Source organism: Cerasicoccus arenae (assembly GCF_014651635.1).
In the GTDB taxonomy this organism is placed as follows: Bacteria; Verrucomicrobiota; Verrucomicrobiia; order Opitutales; family Cerasicoccaceae; genus Cerasicoccus; species Cerasicoccus arenae.
Map to the genome: position 1 here is coordinate 13338 of NZ_BMXG01000015.1, position 17002 is coordinate 30339.

The window sequence follows — 17002 nt, forward strand, 5'->3', positions numbered from 1 at the left end:
CGGGCCCTTGACCTGACATTTCACATAAAACGCTGACCGTTTCCATGAAATTCAAAATTCTAAAAGCACTCGATGTCGCAGGCCTACAAGTCTTCGATCCAGTCGTCCGCCTTATTTGCGGCGAAAATCCACCTGAGCAGTTCCGTAAAATCCTGCTGTTTATCGGCATTCCGATAATCACTTTTCTTATCTTCATCGGCATCTGGACCTATCTGGCACCGCGTCACACAACCAAAGCTGGAGAAGTGCCCACGCCTGGTGTCGTGAAAAATGCTGCTGATGGTATCTGGGTTTTCCATGTGCGTGAGAACCAGAAAGCTGAGGACTTTCTGCTCGAAGGTCCTGCCCGGGAAAAGGCTTTAGCTGGAGTCCAAGCGAGAATTGCAGAACTGACGCCACTCGCCTCGGCTGCTCGCACGAAGCTTGGTGAATTAGAAACAGCATCCAAGTCACAAATCGATCAGCAAGTTGGCCCGCTCCAAGAGAAGTATAATGCCTTGCGTAAGCAAACCCGTGCCGACGAAAAAGCACGCGAGGAGGCGTTGATTGCTCAGGCCGATTCACTGCCGATCGGAGATGCCAAGGCCCGTGATGCCTTCCTTGCCAAGGTTTCTGAACACGAAGTCAAGTCGGGGACTGAGAAGCAGGCGTTGAAAGATTTTAAGTCCACGATCGACGCTGCCTATGCGGATAAATTCCCGGAGATGGAAAGTGTTCGCATTCAATACAACGCCTACGAGGAAGAGCTGCAATATCTAAGCAAGCGTTTGGATTACCTGACCGAGGGCAACCAGTCGGTGAAAATCAGCGAAGGACAATCCGAGCTTGTCGATCTGCAATCAGCATTTTTAACCGCTGAGGGGGGCAAGGCGACCTTGAAGGCGGCTGAGAAGGTGCTCAAGCAAGAAGAGTCTATCGCGCGTATTGCCGAGAGTTCTTACTCTCGGCCCTGGACTTTTCCTCGGCAAATCGTACGTAGCGTCGCCTGCGTTTTTGTCGGCTTCTTTATTGGCTCAGCCATCGCGATTCCACTCGGTGTTCTTTGTGGTATCAGCCGCGTGTTTATGGCCGCGCTCACACCACTCATTGCGCTGTTCAAACCAGTCTCACCGATAGTTTGGTTGCCGATTGTTTTCATCATCGTAGGTGGCTTCATTTCCGATCCGGAAACCGCGTTCGTCCACCCCGCGTTCCTGTCCTCCGCGATCACGGTGGCGCTCTGCTCACTGTGGCCAACTTTGGTCAATACTGCTCTCGGCGTAGCTTCAGTGGAGAAGGACCACATCAACGTGGCCCGCGTGCTGCGCTTGGGTTTCTTCAGCCGATTGTTCAAAATCGTCCTGCCATCCGCACTGCCGCTTATCTTCGCCGGATTGCGCATTTCGCTAGGTGTGGGCTGGATGGTGCTCATCGCCGCAGAGCTGCTTTGCTCCAGTGAAGGCATTGGCAAGTTCGTCTGGGATATGTTCAACAACGGCTCTTCACAGACTTTTGCCCAGATGTTCGTGGTGGTCTTTGTGGTGGGCGTTATCGGGCTCTTGCTCGACCGCATCATGATCGTGCTCCAGCGCTCGGTCTCCTTCGATGGCGCACCAACTGCTATATAATCTGCAATCCAGAGCAACTTTAACACTTCAATTTATGTCTTTCCTGGAAATGGAAAATGTCAGCGTGGGCTTCGGTCTGGAAGGCTTTCGGACCGAAGTCTTGCGCGACGCATCTCTCTCGGTTGAGGAGAATGAATTCATCGCTGTGATCGGTTTTTCCGGTAGCGGCAAGAGCACGTTGGTTTCAATGCTGACTGGCCTTTTGCGGCCTGATAAGGGAGTGATCAAGCTTAAGGGTAAAGAAATTACCCGGCCCGGTCCTCATCTGGGCATTGTCTTCCAGAACTACTCCCTGCTGCCGTGGCTATCGGTTTACGGCAACATCGAGCTGGCTGCTAAGAAGGTCTTCCCAGAATATAGCAAGGCCCAGCGGAAGGAACATATCGAGCGCTATATCGAAATGGTGAGCTTGACGCCTGCCCGCGATAAAAAGCCAGGCGAACTCTCCGGTGGGATGCGCCAACGCGTATCTCTCGCACGAACGCTTTGTATGCAGCCTGAAGTGTTGATCATGGACGAACCGTTAAGTGCACTGGACGCCTTGACCCGCGCCAACCTGCAAGACGAACTCGTCCGAATCTGGGAGGAGGACAAACGTACGGTGGTGATGATCACTAACGACGTGGACGAAGCCGTTCTGCTGGCTGACCGTATAGTGCCCTTGACGATGGGCCCAGCAGCGACGTTAGCCGAGTCGTTCCCCGTTACGCTACCACGCCCACGGGACCGCACATCGCTCAACACCAACCCGGAGTTTAAGAAGCTCCGCAATGAGATTATCCACTTCATGACCGCTATGAACAAGGAAGCCAAGATGCTCCGCGTCGACCGAGGCCTTTCCATGCCGGACGTGAAACCCTTCGATTTTACCGCCGCTTAATCGCGGCTCCAACCTATTCAATCATCAACGCTGACACACTATGATTGACAACAGATACGTAGAAATTTCCAACTTGGTAAAAGCCTATCCAAATCCATTCGGTGAGGAAATCCGGGTTGTTGATGGTTTTAACCTGACCATGCAAAAAGGCGAAGTCATCGGAGTCATTGGACACTCCGGTTGCGGTAAATCCACCGTGCTAACGATGGTCGCTGGTCTCAATGAAATCTCCGACGGCGGCATCGTCGTTGCGGGTAAGGAAATCGATGGCCCAGGGCCCGACCGTGCAGTCGTGTTCCAAGCACCTTGCCTCCTGCCTTGGATGACGACTTTTCAGAACGTCATGATGGGCGTGAAGCAGGTCTATCCACATGCCTCCAAGCAGCAACGCCGCGTTATCGTGGAATACTCGTTAAGTGTCGTTGGCCTAGCCGACGCCATGCACAAGTATCCGCGGGAAATGTCTGGCGGTATGCAGCAACGAGTTGGCATCGCCCGCGCCATTGCGCTCAAGCCCAAGGTGTTGCTGCTTGACGAGCCCTTTGGCCGTCTCGACTCGCTGACTCGTATGGAACTGCAGGACGTTATCTTGGGCATTCTTGATCGCGAGAAAATTACCACGATGATCATCACGCACGATCCAGACGAAGCCATCTTCATGTGCGACCGTATTTGCATGATGACTAATGGGCCGCATGCGCGGGTAGGGCAAGTAATGTCGATTGATTTCGAACGCCCCCGCAACCGTGAGGAAATCATGGAGACGGACGAGTTCTACCAGTATCGCCAACGACTCCTGCAATTCCTCGACGACTGCGAAGCCGAGAAACATGGCAAGGGTCCAATCCGTTTTGATCAGCCCACCGAACCGGCCGTTGTCCAAGTTGGGTAACTATCAGAGTAACTATTCATGATCTCTGAACTGCAGTCATCGAGCGAGGGTACTCCGATCGATCGGCTCCTTCGTGAACAGGGGCGCTTGCAAACGCCCGTAGCCGACTTCTCTCGGCGCTATGATGCGGGGGACGTGAGCGGTCCGTTCCGTGAGCTGATTCCTTTGGAGAATCCGAAGGCAGACGAACAGTTTGCCTTCGAAGTCGACCTCGATCGTTGCACTGGCTGCAAAGCCTGCGTTGCTGGCTGCCACAGCTTAAATGGACTGGAGGAAAATGAAACTTGGCGCGATGTCGGGTTGATTCAAGGGCTTGTCGAAGGTGAGGCTTATCAGCAGACGGTTACCACCGCATGCCACCATTGCGCTGACCCTGGTTGCCTGAATGGTTGCCCAGTCAATGCATACGAAAAAGATTCGGTTACTGGCATCGTGCTGCACTTGGACGACCAATGCATCGGCTGCCAGTACTGCGTCCTCAAGTGCCCTTACGATGTGCCGAAATACAGCAAGCGGTTGGGAATCGTCCGCAAGTGCGATATGTGCTACAGCCGCCTTTCGGTTGGCGAAGCTCCGGCTTGCGTGCAGTCCTGCCCGACGGAGGCAATCCGTATTGTCACCGTCAATAAGGATGCGGTACAACGCAAAGCTGAAGAAGCAAATACCCCTGCGTTTTTGCCTGCTTCGCCGCACCAGTCTTTCACGAAGCCGACGACTGCTTATGTTTCGGTCAAACATATTCCGCAAAACGCTGTAGCTGGCGATGCCACTGTTCTTCGCCCGCAGCATGCACATTGGCCGCTGGTTATCATGCTGAGCCTCACACAAATTTCGGTTGGCCTTACAATAGCTGCCGCGCTTTGGCCCGCACACCAACGTTTCCTTTTGCTCGTCTCCAGTGTGATCTGCATGATGGGCCTTGGTGCAAGTGCTTTGCACTTGGGACAACCGCTTAAAGCCTGGCGCGCCTTTCTAGGAATTATGCATTCCTGGCTTAGTCGTGAGATCGTGACTTTTGGTGGTTACGCACCCATCTTGATCGGCCTAACTGCTGCTCAATTTATATCTCTGCCGATAGAGTTACCCACTGCGGCCGTCTGGCTGCCCGTCTTGATCGGTCTCGCTGGCGTCTTCACATCGGTGATGATCTACGCGGACACGCCACGTCCGTTTTGGCGCTTTCAGCTGACGGCCTCTCGATTCTTCGGGTCTACGATGATTGCTCTTGGCGCGGGTGGTTGTGTGTTCGGTGTCGGGCTCTCGGCGATCCTTTTACTTGGCTTGGGCTTAATCGCCAAAGTGGCTGTTGATGTCGTGGGCATGATCGAGATTTTCAATGCAGACTTTTCCCCCGACAAGCATTCCGCGCTGATCCAAATGAAGTGCGAACGCAAGGTCTTCATATCGCGTTGGCTCCTCACGGTAGCGGGCACCGTCATGGTGGCGTTGTCACCGCTCTCAGCTTTCGCCATTGGCGGTGCTTTGTTGCTCATTGGCGGTGAAGTTTCCGAGCGCTACCTATTCTTCCGCGCAGTCGCAGCACCGAAAATGCCAGGAGGTATCCGCCCATGAAGACTCGCTTAACTCCACGCTCGGATAAGAACACGCCATTTCGCCAATGGACGGGCCCGTTGACCGAAGAGATTGTTTTGCGTCCGGCGGAGTTCGGCCTTGGTCAATTACCTAACCCGCAACAGCCCGATGCTACTACGGAAAGTGTCTGCGGCTATTGCGCAACGGGCTGTTCGTTAAAAGTGCACTTGAAGGACAGCGAGGCGTTCAACCTTTCGGCGGACGCAAATTATCCCGTAAACCTTGGCATGGCTTGTCCGAAAGGATGGGAGTCCCTCGCACCGCTTAAGGCAACGGATCGCGCTACGACCCCGCTACTCCGTGATGCTTCCGGCAAACTGAACCCGATTACTTGGGAAGAGGCAATGCTGGAGATGATCACGCGCTTTAAGTCGATCAAACAGCGCCATGGTGGACGCGCACTTTCCTGGCTCAGCACTGGGCAAATTCCCTCTGAGGAAATGGCTTTCCTCGGTGCACTGTGCAAATTTGGCATGGGCATGATTCACGGAGATGGCAACACTCGTCAGTGCATGGCGACAGCAGTGGCGGCGTATAAAGAATCGTTTGGCTTCGACGCGCCGCCCTACACCTACCAAGATTTTGAAGAGTCGGACGTGCTGGTTTTTGTCGGCTCGAACCTTTGTATCACGCACCCGATCATGTGGCAGCGCGTCATGCGTAATCGCCGTAATCCTGAGATCATCGTCCTCGATCCGCGTCGCACGGAAACAGCAATGGCGGCAACCAAGCACTTGCCGCTGCGTCCGAAGTCTGACTTGGCGCTGCTCTATTGCTTTGCCCGTTTGTTGGTTGAGAACGACTGGTTGGACAACGACTTTATCCAGGCGCACACCGAAGGTTTTTCAGAACTGAAAGAGTTCCTCCTCAACGGACCATACGATCTTGCTACCGTGGCGGAATTGTCTGGACTGGATCAAGGCGCGATCTTCGAGGTCGCACGCATGATAGGTAGCGGTAAGCGCGTTTCCCTATGGTGGACGATGGGCGTCAACCAAAGCTACGAAGGTACCCGGGTCGCCCAAGCGATCATTAACTTGGCGCTGTTAACCGGCAATATTGGCAAGCCCGGTACGGGCGCTAACTCGATCACTGGTCAGTGTAACGCCATGGGTTCGCGCTTGTTCAGCAATTCGACAAACTTGCTCGGTGGCCACAAGTTTACCCTCGCTAAAGATCGCTCAAAAATAGCAGGGATACTTGGCATTGAGGAAGACTGCATCCCGCAAGAAGACTCTTGGGCATACGATGAAATTCTGGAAGGCGTGGAACGCGGTGAGATCAAGGGTCTCTGGATTATTGCAACCAATACTGCGCACTCTTGGATTAACCAGAACCGCTGGAACAAGCTCCGTGAACAACTGGATTTCATGGTGGTGCAAGACATGTATCACACTTCAGAAACAGCGCAGATGGCTGATCTCGTCTTGCCTGCTGCAGGTTGGGGTGAGAAGGAAGGCACCTTCATTAATAGCGAGCGACGCATTGGCCGGACGCGCAAAGTCAGTCGCGCACCTGGGCAGGCCTTGGCGGATTTTCACATCTTTCAACTCGTGGCGCATTACTGGGGCTGTGGGGAATTGTTTAATCGTTGGAACTCGCCCGAGGCGGTGTTTAAGATTTTAACCGAGGTTTCTAAAGGCCAGCCTTGCGATATTTCGGGCATCAAAGACTACGCCATGATCGAGTCGGAGGGGGGCATTCAATGGCCTTTACCCGAAGGCACAGAAGCATTTGACACGCAGCGCCGCCTCTTCGCCGATGGTCAATTTTTCTATCCGAGTGGCCGAGCAAAATTGATCTTTGAAGCGCCTCGCAAACTGCCCGAAGCGACCGACGTAGAGTATCCTTTTACGCTACTCACTGGTCGCGGTTCTTCGTCGCAATGGCACACGCAGACACGCACTGGAAAGTCCGACGTTTTGCGCAAACTTTATCCCGCGAAAAGCTATATAGAAATCAATCCCAAAGATGCGGAGCGCCTCGGTATAGAGTCCGAAAGCAAGGTGGTCATCAGCTCCCGACGAGGCGAAATCACTGCCTCCGCTCACCTCACGCCAATTACGCCAGTAGGCTCGATATTTGCTCCTATGCATTATCGCGAGGTGAACCAACTCACGCATTCATCCTTCGATCCGCAGTCGCGCCAGCCAAATTACAAGGCTTGTGCGGTGCAGGTCTGCAAGGCCTGAAATTTTCAAATTTAACGACTGACAATCATGAGCTCGAATCAGGAATTTAGCACGGTTCAGAAGCAGTATCTACAAGGCTTTTTCGCCGGAGTGTCCCAGCGTGGACAATTCTTCGTCGGACAGACTGCCAATGGGCAATATACCAACGATCCCAACTCCTCAGCCGGAGGCAACATGATCGAGGAGACCGTCCATGGTACGCCAATTGATGACCTTTGTAAGGAAGAGAAAATCAAGTATGAACAGAATGGCCTCGACGTGTGGGACAAGATGCTTGACAACGCCGCCAAGAATAAATTCCCCGAAGGCGGAGACGTGTTTCGCTACAAGTTTCATGGTTTGTTCTTTGTGACGCCAGCTCAAGAATCCATGATGCTGCGCTGCCGCATTCCTGGTTGTGTATTGCGCTCGGAGCAGATGATTGGCCTGGCGGAGATTGCGGAAGATTGGGGAGGGGGGTACGCTCATATTACCACGCGTGGAAATTTTCAGATACGTGAAATTATGCCCAAGTACAGCGTCGATGTGCTGGTGAAAATGCGCGAAGTTGGTCTGACGGCTCAAGGATCAGGCGCAGACAACGTGCGTAATATTACCGCATCGCCCACGAGTGGCTTCGATGCTCTTGAGCTAACTGACGTGCTGCCACTGGCCAAGGCGATGCATCATTACATCCTTAATAATCGTGATCTTTATGACCTACCGCGTAAGTTCAATATCGCCTTTGATAATGGGGGCGCGATTAGCGTTTGCGCTGACACCAATGACATTGCGTTCTACGCGGTGCGAGTCGGTGAAGGGCAGGATGTCGAACCCGGCGTTTACTTTCGAGTGCAACTTTGCGGCATCACGGGCCATAAGCAATTCGCTACGGACTGCGGGCTTCTGCTCAAGGCGAACGAATGCGTGGCGGTCGCCGCTGCGATGCTTCGTGTTTTTCAGGAGCACGGTGATCGCACGAACCGGAAGAAGGCACGCCTGAAGTACCTCGTCGATAAATGGGGTGTTGAGAAGTATTTGGAAGAGGTGGGCAAGAAGCTCGCCTTTGAACTACGTTACTTTGCACTGCAAAGCTGTGAGCCTCGCCATCCGATCACTCGCCACGGCTACATCGGCGTTTATCCGCAAAAACAGGCAGGGCTCAACTATGTCGGCATCACGGTGCCAGTGGGCCATATGACGCCTGACCAGATGAAAGGCACCGCAAGGCTGGCCGCCAAGTATGGCAAGGGCGAAATCCGGCTGACCGTCTGGCAGAATTTAATCATCCCACACATCCCTACGGAGAGCCTCGACGCTTTTACGGAAGAGCTTCGCGCAATGGGTTTTGATTACACCCACGACCCGATTACCAACGGTCTGGTTGCCTGCACGGGCAGTGCTGGTTGTAAATTTGCGGCGTCCGCCACCAAGGCGCAGTCACTGCTGCTCGGCGAGCACCTACGCTCAACTGTCAATCTCGACCAGCCCATTAATATTCACCTTACCGGCTGCCCGAACTCCTGCGCTCAGCACTACGTGGGGGACATTGGTCTGCAAGGCGTGAAAGTCAAAGTGGATGGCGAGTCCGTCGAAGGATATCACATTGTTTTGGGTGGCGGCGTTGATAACGAGCAGGGAATTGGCCAAGAAGTTTTCCCAAGCGTGCCTTTTGCGGACGTGCCTCCACTGCTGGAGCGCGTTCTGAAAACCTACATGCAGTCGCGTGTTGAGGACGAAAGCTTCCTTGAATTCACGCGTCGTCACACCACTGAAGAACTCAAGCAAATCTTTACTGACCATGTCCTCAACTAACCCTCAGGCTTTATTTCCGTTTTTACCGGACAACGCACCTTTCTCGCCGGATCAGCGAGCTTACCTCAACGGCTTGCTTGCTGGCATGTTCTCCAGCTCGCCTGCGATGTCGGACTTCGCGGAAGACTCCGCACCGGCGCGGCCACTCACGATCCTCTTTGGCTCGCAGACAGGCAACGCCGAGTCTGTGGCTAAGCAGGCTGCCAAGAAGGCAAACGTGCAGGGCTTTCAGACGACGGTCTTCGATATGGAAGCCTACCCGAAGGAAAATCTTGCGGCAGAGCAGAACCTATTGATCATCACGTCGACTTATGGCGAGGGTGAACCACCCGACAACGCCATGGAGCTGCACGCATTTCTCTTGTCTGATGCCGCGCCGAAGTTAGAGAATGTTCACTTCTCGGTGCTGGGTCTGGGCGACTCCAATTATCCAGATTTCAATGAGTGCGCGAAGCAGTTTGACGTCCGTCTAGCCGAGTTAGGTGCCCAGCGTATGCACGATGGCGTCTACTGCGATGTTGATTTCGACGACGACTTCGAGGCGTGGCTCACGGGCACACTGGCCGCTGCAGGAGACGTCACTGCTACCACGAGCTCTGCAACGCAAAGTCAAACTGTAGCTCCAGTAGCTGTTGAAGCGCCTGCTGGTCATAGCCGCAAAAATCCATTTCCCGCCAAACTACTTTCGAACTACAACCTGAACAAGGTTGGCTCGGCTAAAGAAACCCGCCATGTGGAAATTTGCTTGGAAGGCTCTGGTTTGGAATACGAGGCCGGCGATGCATTGGGCGTGTTCCCGGTCAATTGCACGGATTTGGTCGAGGAGTTGCTTGCCCTCACTGGTTTTGACGGTGAGGAGGCTGTTCCAGGAATGGACGGGGCGGAGGTCGCGCTACGTTTAGCGCTCGCCGAGCACTATGACATCACCAATTTGTCCAAGCTATTTCTGGCGAATCTGGCACCATTTTCCAACCATGAGAAACTCAATAAGCTACTTGCGGATGGCAACGGCAACATAGACGAATACATCAAGGGACGCCAGATCATTGACCCGCTAGTCGACTTTCCAGGTAAGTGGAGTTCGGCGGCGGAGTTTATCGATATGTTCAAGAAGCTGGCCCCGCGTCTGTATTCGATTTCTTCCAGCCCGAAGGCGCATCCAGGGCATGTTCACCTGACCGTTGGTGCGGTGCGGTACGAAACACATGGTCGGTCGCGCAAAGGTGTCTGCTCGACCTTTCTGGCAGACCTGCCTGCCGGGACGCCGGTTCGGGTGTATGTCCACCCCAATAAACATTTCAAGCCGCCTGCCGACCCGAATCGCCCCATGATTATGGTCGGGCCGGGCACGGGCATTGCCCCGTTTCGTGCCTTCTTGGAAGAACGACACGCGGTCGATGCGCCGGGAAAGAACTGGCTGTTCTTTGGTGACCAGAAGAGCGCATTCGACTTCCTCTATGAAGATCAGCTCAACGAACTTAAAGAAGCGGAAAAGTTGCATCGTCTCGATCTAGCCTTTTCACGGGATAGTGCTGAGAAATTTTATGTGCAGCATCTTATGATTCAGCAGGGAGAGGAGTTGTTTACTTGGCTCGAAGAGGGTGGGCACTTTTATGTGTGCGGTGACGCCTCTCGCATGGCTAAAGATGTAGACGCCGCTCTGCACGAGATCGTCAAGACTGTGGGTCGTAAGACTGAAGAAGAGGCCGCCGCTTACATCGATGATTTACGGAAGCAGAAGCGCTATGTGCGTGACGTTTACTAAAAAATGTCGGTCTTCTTTGAAGCAAATACTGCAGCTTAAGGCGATGGTAGATGTGTATCTAGACTGGTGCGCTGTTGCGATAAGCGAACCTCTATTGGATTGCGTGAGTCGGGAAAACTTATATCAGAGAGATCGATTTGATTGAACTTACTTGACTCATGCGTGTCAGTGTCTGATCAATCACATCATGCTTCGCCAGCGCATCATCAGCTTTATGCTGTTCAGCTTCATCGTCTGGAACACCGTCCTCGGCGGTGCAGGCGATTTGCTGCTTTGTAGTCATCATGATGGTGACGCCCATTTGGTGGGTGAATACATGGTTGATTGTCATGGGGAAAATGAAGCAGAAACTGCGTTCTTTAGCCATTGCGATGATTTTGAGTTAGCTGGTGTTGATCTGTTAACATCATCGCGGCATGAACGACTCGTGCTGATGGCATCGCAATGCGCCCTTACTGGTCTCGTGCCTGAGCACCTTCCACGATTTGAGGGCGTGTGGATCAAGTGCTTGCCAAATCGTGGGCCACCGCTGGCCCTGGCGCAATCGATTCTCGTCGTACAGACGACGGTACTGCGTTTGTAAAATCCTGATGTAGTTATCGGCGGATTTTCGCCGGTTGATTGCTAGCCTCGGCTGGCATTTTAACTCAACGCATCAGGATTTATCATGTACTCATTTTTAAGAAATTGTCTTTTTATTCTAGCTCCCGTAGGAGCGTTATTCGCCCAGATGGAACCACCGGATTTTTCGCATCCGGTAAACTACGCGACCGCTGTGCAATGGGCTGTGGCGCGCGACCCTCGAGTCGCCTTAGCCCGGGAGGAAGCGGAGGCTGCGGAAGGACAGATCGAGCAGGCAGACCTCCCGCCTAATCCCATTTTCGGCTTCGACATGGAGAACTTCTGGGGATCCGGTCCGGTTGATGGAGCGGAAGGCATTGAGGTAACATTCGCCGCCAGCCAGGTCATTGAGACGGCGGGAAAACAGCAGCGCCGCACTACGCTAGCTCGCCGTGAACGTGAGCTTGTCGATTGGCGGTATGAGTTGATCATAGCCGGAATTGAGGCCGACGTACGCACAAGTTTTGTCCAGTTGTTGCTTGCTCAAGAGACGATGGAGTTGCGTCAAGAGCAGTTAGCGTTGGCCGAAGAAAGCGCAAGGGAAACGACTCGACTCGTCGAAGCGGCGAGGGTGCCATTGCTTGAGCAGACTAGGGCGGAGCTAGAGATACGCAAACAGCGTTTCGCCTTGGGACAGGCTGAGCGCGACTTGCTGGCAACGCGGACGGCGCTTGCGGTCTTATGGGGGCTCGCGCCCGCTCCGGAATTCACCGTTGATGGCGAAATTCAATTAGAGCCTGAGCTGCCAGTATTACGCGAGATCCTTGGCCGATTGTCTGAGACCGCGATGCTCGCGCAATACGCTGCTTTGGCGCGTACTCGCGAAGCTGTATTGGACTTGGAAAAGTCGAACGCGGCACCGGACTTGGAAATCTTTGCTGGTGGGCGCTACTTCAATGAGGGAGACGGCGACTTTGGCTTCATTGCTGGTTTTGAAATTCCAATACCGGTTTTCGATCGCAATCAAGGGAATATCCGCACGGCGCGGGCTCAGTTACGTGCTGTTGAGCACGAACGAGAGGTCACGCGACGGGCATTGCTGAAGAGTGTCAGTGGTGCCTATCAGGCATTAACGGCCGCACACGCGGAAGCCTTTGCCGTGCAAAGTGAACTACTCGAAGCCGCACAGCAAAGTCTGACTGATACTCAGACTGGATACGAACGTGGGCAATACAACCAGCTCGCTGTGTTGGAAAGTCGCGAGATGCTCTTTGATATTCGCGAGACATATCTGAACGCCCTGAGGCGCTATGCTGAGGCCAAGGCTCAACTCGATGCCCTGACGCGCCCGGCGAAACTTAATTAATAACGTTAATCCTTCAATGACAATGAAACCTTTCTCTATTCACTTTACGCGACAACGTTTCTTTCAAGTGCTGGTATTCAGCATTTTTATCAGCTCTGTAACACAAGCCGCCGATGAGCACGATCATGCTGCTAAAAAGGAGCCAGCGGCCCATGATGATCACAAGGATCACGGCCATGAGGAATACGCCGCCAAGTCTGCCGATCAAGATACCCACGATGATCATGGCCACGAGGATCATGCCGATCACGCTGCTCGCGTGTCGCCCGCTGTCCTACAGGAGTTTGGTGTAGTGTTGAGCAAGGTTGGCCCAGGAGTGTTGCACGAGGAGATCATTTTGCCGGGGGAAATTCAGTTTAACCGAGAGGCGTTGGCATATGCGACGCCGCGCTACAATGGCGTGCTGACTAAGATCAATGCACGCCTAGCCGATCACGTGGAGGCTGGTCAAGTAATCGCCACACTGGAAAGCACGGACACGCTGCGGCCCTTTGACCTCAAGGCCCCGATTGATGGAACGATCGTTAACTATGACGTGACGCCGGGGCAAACTGTTGAGGCCGGCACGCCGCTTTACACCATTGCCAATCTGTCGACCGTTTGGGCGGATTTACGCATTTACCAACGCGATATGGCCAAGATTGAAAAAGGGCAAAGTGTACTTATTGACGGTGGTCATAACCTGAAGCCATTTCGCGGCAAGATCGCTTACATTGCGCCAACAGTAGACGAGCATACGCGCACAGGGCTTGCCCGAGTCATTGTCGAAAATCATCAGCGGGATTGGAAACCCGGCCAATTTATCAAAGGAAACGTGGCGGTCGATGAGCATCAGGCGGCCATGATCGTGCCACGCACCGCGGTGCTTACGCACGAAGGAGCGAAGGTCGTTTTCGTGCAAACAGCGGAGGGGTTCGAACCGCGACCAGTTGTGCTCGGTCACAGCGATGCGCAGTTTTTTGAAGTCCTGAGTGGGCTCAAACTCGGTGAAACTATCGCGACGAAAAACCCGATCTCGCTGAAGGCAGAGCTGGGTAAGGCGTCCTTCGGTGGCCACGAAGGTCATGCTCATTAAGTGGAGATAACAACCATGTGGACGAAATTAATCGATGCGGTTCTCCGCAATAAGTTGATCGTTGTGCTGCTCACCCTTGCGGTGATGGCGGGCGGTTATTGGAGTTATGAACAGTTGCCGGTGGATGCGTTTCCTGATGTATCGCCAGTGCTTGTGCAGGTCTTTACGGTGACCGATGGCCTAGGGCCGGAGGAAGTGGAGAAGTTCGTAACTTTCCCAGTAGAGGCCGCGATGAGCGGCCTGCCCAAGGTAAAGGAGACACGATCAGTATCGAACTTCGGACTATCGGTAGTTAGCGTGTATTTCGAGGATGGCGTGGATATTTACTTTGCCCGCCAAGTCGTCGGAGAGCGTTTGTCTGAAGCACGCGAGGCGATCCCCGAAGGATTTGGCGAGCCTGAGATGGGGCCGATCTCAACCGGCCAAGGCCTTGTTCTTTATTATAATTTGATTGATGAAAGCGGTGAGTATTCACTTGAAGAACTGCGTACCATGCAGGATTGGATTGTGAAGTTCAACTTGCAGACTGTGCCTGGTGTTACCGAGGTGCTCGGTATTGGCGGCTTCGTGAAGCAATTTCAGGTTAATATCAACCCTGATGCTTTGCTGCGTTACGGCCTTACCTTACACGAAGTTATTGAGCGGATTGAGGCGAATAACCAGAACGTTGGCGGGCAATTTATTGAACGCAACGGTGAGATGTTCATTGTCCGTTCGGAGGGATTGGCGCAGCGAATTGAAGACCTAGAAACCATCGTCGTAGCGCATGAGGATGGCACTCCTGTGCTACTCGGCGACGTGGCCGCCATCGAGATTGGCGGCGAAATTCGCCAAGGGCTTGAGACAATGAACGGCGAACGTGAGGTCGTGTCCGGGATGGTCGTGAAGCTCTACGGCACGAACTCGTCGACCGTGATCGACGCCGTCGAAGCGAAGCTGGTGGAGATTCAAGCCGCATTGCCCGAAGGCGTGATTATCAAACCTTACTATGAGCAGAAAACACTCGTGCAGAATTCGGTCAACACGGTGACGTCTGCGCTGACGCAGGGCATCGTGCTGGTGGCGCTGGTTTTGCTGGTTTTCGTGGGCGGGTTTCGCCCGAGTGTGGTGGTTGCGTTATCGATCCCGTTTTCGGTGCTCTTTGCGACGACTGCCATGCATTTTTTCGGCATCTCAGCGAACTTGATGTCGCTGGGCGGTCTGGCGATTGCGATCGGTATGATGGTTGACGGGGCCATCGTGATGACGGAAAACACCGACCGCATGCTGCGCTCCGCGCACGGTGATGAAACCAAGGCGCAGGTGATTTCCCGCGCTTGTAGTGAAGTCGTGAAACCACTGAGTTTCTCGATCCTGATCGTGATCCTCGTGTTCCTGCCGCTCTTTACATTACAAGGAGTTGAAGGCAAAACGTTCCGCCCGCTGGCTTACACGGTGTCGCTGGCGATGTTGGGTTCGTTGCTTTACGCGGTGCTTGCGGCACCCGTTTACGCCTGGGTTTTTATGGGAAAACCCAAGCGGAAAGACGACTCGGCTGAGGTTAAGGAAATCCTGATCGTGCGGGTGCTCGTGGCCATTTATCGGCCGATCGTTTCGTTTTTCGTGCGGCTTCGTTTGGCGGCAATCGTGATTGCATTTGCCTTGCTTGGGCTGGGCGCATGGGTTTTTCCACAACTGGGCTCTGAGTTCACGCCTCGCTTGGAAGAAGGGGCGATCATTGCGAATTTATCGATGGCACCCTCGGTGTCGTTGGAGGAAACCAAACGCAACACGATGCTCGCGGAAAAGCGCATCATGCAGATTCCTGAAGTCGTCTCGACGCATTCGCGGATTGGGCGCGGCGAAGTTGGCGCGCACGCTGACCCCATCAACTCCGTGCACATGATGGTCGTCCTTAAGCCATCCAATGAATGGCGAGCGGGTGTGAAGCAGGCGGATATCGAGCATGAAATGCGTGAGGCGTTGGAGGACATGCCCGGCGTACTGGCGAACATGACGCAGCCCATTCAACTGACCGTGGATGAGCTCGTGGGCGGGTCGAAGGCCGAACTGGCGATCAAGTTATTCGGGCCCGATTTGGATATCCTGAAAACCAAGGCTGACGAAATTGCGGCGGTGGTCTCCGACATCTCCGGCGCGGCAGATGTCCAACCCGGCCAAGTGACTGGTTCGCCGCAAATTGTGGTCCGTCCAGACCGCGCTGCGATTGCGCGATTCGGCATGAACCTTGCCGAAGTCCAAGAGCTGATCGAGGCCGCCGTGGGTGGTGTGGCAGCGGGGCAAGTATTCGAAGGCGTCCAGCGCTACGACATTTACGTGCGCTATCAGGAGCAAGCGCGTGATACGGTGGAGGACTTGGGCCAGTTGATCGTGCGCTCGCCTGATGGCGCGTTGATTCCGCTGGATGAGATTGCGGAGATCGAAGAGGTCGTTGGACCGCGACAGATTATTCGTGAGAACAGCCAGCGCTACATCGAAGTCCAAGCCAACGTGGTGGACCGCGACATTGGCAGTTTCGTTGCCGAAGCGCAAAAGGCGCTGGATAAATCCGTGACGCTGCCGACAGGTTACGTGTTGACCTGGGGCGGGCAATTTGAGCTCCAACAGGAGGCCAACAAACGCTTGATTGTGGTTGTTCCGGTTACGTTGGCCTTGATTGCGATCATGCTTTACTTGAGCCTAGGCTCGATCAAAAATACGGCGTTGATCCTTTTGAATATACCGCTGGCGCTGGTTGGTGGCGTGGTTGCACTTTGGTTGGCCGGAGAAAATTTGTCTGTGCCGGCGAGTGTTGGCTTCATCGCTTTATTCGGTATTGCGTTGGGTAACGGCATGGTGCTCGTCACCTGCCTGAATCAACTGATCTCTGACGGTATGCCAGTGGTGGAGGCGAGTATTCATGGTGCGTGCCTACGTTTGCGTCCGGTGCTGATGACTGCGGCGACAACGGCGTTGGGGCTGATCCCGCTGCTGATGGCCGATGGCTCGGGCAGCGAGGTGCAACGCCCCTTGGCGACGGTGGTCATTGGCGGACTTGTCTCTTCAACGATTCTGACACTACTCGTCGTGCCCGCGCTGTATCCGTGGTTTTCCCGTACAAATCGAATCTAGGATAAAAGGCGATTTTTACCTGATCCAAAATCGAGAATTGCGTTTTTTTTGATGCTGCGCTTACGTTCGAAAGGCGCAAGCGTAGCGTTCTCATAGCAGCGGAGAGTGACACCATATTTAATGGCCTACAGATCGTAACCCAGAGAGAGCACCGTTTCGCTGTATG

11 protein-coding genes are annotated in these 17002 nt (G+C 53.9%); all 11 read left to right on the forward strand.

Annotated features, from left to right (window positions below; genetic code table 11):
- Positions 1 to 44: 44 nt before the first annotated feature.
- The 11 genes from IE065_RS12105 to IE065_RS12155 all read left to right on the forward strand — a co-directional run bounded on the left by IE065_RS12105 (position 45) and on the right by IE065_RS12155 (position 16836).
- Positions 45 to 1607, forward strand: coding sequence for an ABC transporter permease subunit (locus IE065_RS12105; RefSeq protein ID WP_189515416.1), 1563 nt, complete (start codon positions 45 to 47; stop codon positions 1605 to 1607).
- A gap of 34 nt (positions 1608 to 1641) precedes the next feature.
- Positions 1642 to 2487, forward strand: coding sequence for an ABC transporter ATP-binding protein (locus IE065_RS12110; protein WP_189515418.1), 846 nt, complete (start codon positions 1642 to 1644; stop codon positions 2485 to 2487).
- 40 nt (positions 2488 to 2527) lie between these two features.
- Complete coding sequence (locus IE065_RS12115) at positions 2528 to 3379, forward strand: ABC transporter ATP-binding protein (RefSeq protein WP_189515420.1); 852 nt, start codon at positions 2528 to 2530, stop codon at positions 3377 to 3379.
- An 18-nt stretch (positions 3380 to 3397) separates the two neighbouring features.
- Complete coding sequence (locus IE065_RS12120) at positions 3398 to 4951, forward strand: DmsC/YnfH family molybdoenzyme membrane anchor subunit (RefSeq protein ID WP_189515426.1); 1554 nt, start codon at positions 3398 to 3400, stop codon at positions 4949 to 4951.
- A complete protein-coding gene (locus IE065_RS12125) occupies positions 4948 to 7164 on the forward strand; it encodes a molybdopterin oxidoreductase family protein (RefSeq protein WP_189515428.1) in 2217 nt (738 codons plus the stop codon). The genes IE065_RS12120 and IE065_RS12125 overlap by 4 nt, the downstream gene beginning before the upstream one ends.
- Positions 7165 to 7191: 27 nt before the next feature.
- On the forward strand, positions 7192 to 8958 hold the full coding sequence (locus tag IE065_RS12130; RefSeq protein ID WP_189515430.1) for a NirA family protein: 1767 nt from the start codon (positions 7192 to 7194) through the stop codon (positions 8956 to 8958).
- A complete protein-coding gene (locus IE065_RS12135) occupies positions 8945 to 10723 on the forward strand; it encodes a sulfite reductase subunit alpha (RefSeq protein WP_189515432.1) in 1779 nt (592 codons plus the stop codon). The genes IE065_RS12130 and IE065_RS12135 overlap by 14 nt, the downstream gene beginning before the upstream one ends.
- Positions 10724 to 10910: 187 nt before the next feature.
- The gene (locus IE065_RS12140; protein WP_189515434.1) at positions 10911 to 11306 is read left to right on the forward strand and encodes a hypothetical protein; all 396 of its coding nucleotides are present in this window, start codon (positions 10911 to 10913) and stop codon (positions 11304 to 11306) included.
- A gap of 147 nt (positions 11307 to 11453) precedes the next feature.
- On the forward strand, positions 11454 to 12650 hold the full coding sequence (locus tag IE065_RS12145) for a TolC family protein (RefSeq protein ID WP_189515436.1): 1197 nt from the start codon (positions 11454 to 11456) through the stop codon (positions 12648 to 12650).
- A 16-nt stretch (positions 12651 to 12666) separates the two neighbouring features.
- Positions 12667 to 13725, forward strand: a complete 1059-nt coding sequence (locus tag IE065_RS12150; RefSeq protein WP_229792108.1) for an efflux RND transporter periplasmic adaptor subunit — start codon at positions 12667 to 12669, stop codon at positions 13723 to 13725.
- Positions 13726 to 13740: 15 nt separating this feature from the next.
- Positions 13741 to 16836, forward strand: coding sequence for an efflux RND transporter permease subunit (locus tag IE065_RS12155; protein ID WP_189515439.1), 3096 nt, complete (start codon positions 13741 to 13743; stop codon positions 16834 to 16836).
- The last annotated feature ends 166 nt before the right edge of the window (positions 16837 to 17002 follow it).

Coding starts and splice junctions, on each gene's coding strand:
- IE065_RS12105 (WP_189515416.1), top strand. CDS start 45: ATGAAATTCAAAATTCTAAAAGCACTCGATGTCGCAGGCCTACAAGTC.
- IE065_RS12110 (WP_189515418.1), top strand. CDS start 1,642: ATGTCTTTCCTGGAAATGGAAAATGTCAGCGTGGGCTTCGGTCTGGAA.
- IE065_RS12115 (WP_189515420.1), top strand. CDS start 2,528: ATGATTGACAACAGATACGTAGAAATTTCCAACTTGGTAAAAGCCTAT.
- IE065_RS12120 (WP_189515426.1), top strand. CDS start 3,398: ATGATCTCTGAACTGCAGTCATCGAGCGAGGGTACTCCGATCGATCGG.
- IE065_RS12125 (WP_189515428.1), top strand. CDS start 4,948: ATGAAGACTCGCTTAACTCCACGCTCGGATAAGAACACGCCATTTCGC.
- IE065_RS12130 (WP_189515430.1), top strand. CDS start 7,192: ATGAGCTCGAATCAGGAATTTAGCACGGTTCAGAAGCAGTATCTACAA.
- IE065_RS12135 (WP_189515432.1), top strand. CDS start 8,945: ATGTCCTCAACTAACCCTCAGGCTTTATTTCCGTTTTTACCGGACAAC.
- IE065_RS12140 (WP_189515434.1), top strand. CDS start 10,911: ATGCTTCGCCAGCGCATCATCAGCTTTATGCTGTTCAGCTTCATCGTC.
- IE065_RS12145 (WP_189515436.1), top strand. CDS start 11,454: ATGGAACCACCGGATTTTTCGCATCCGGTAAACTACGCGACCGCTGTG.
- IE065_RS12150 (WP_229792108.1), top strand. CDS start 12,667: ATGACAATGAAACCTTTCTCTATTCACTTTACGCGACAACGTTTCTTT.
- IE065_RS12155 (WP_189515439.1), top strand. CDS start 13,741: ATGTGGACGAAATTAATCGATGCGGTTCTCCGCAATAAGTTGATCGTT.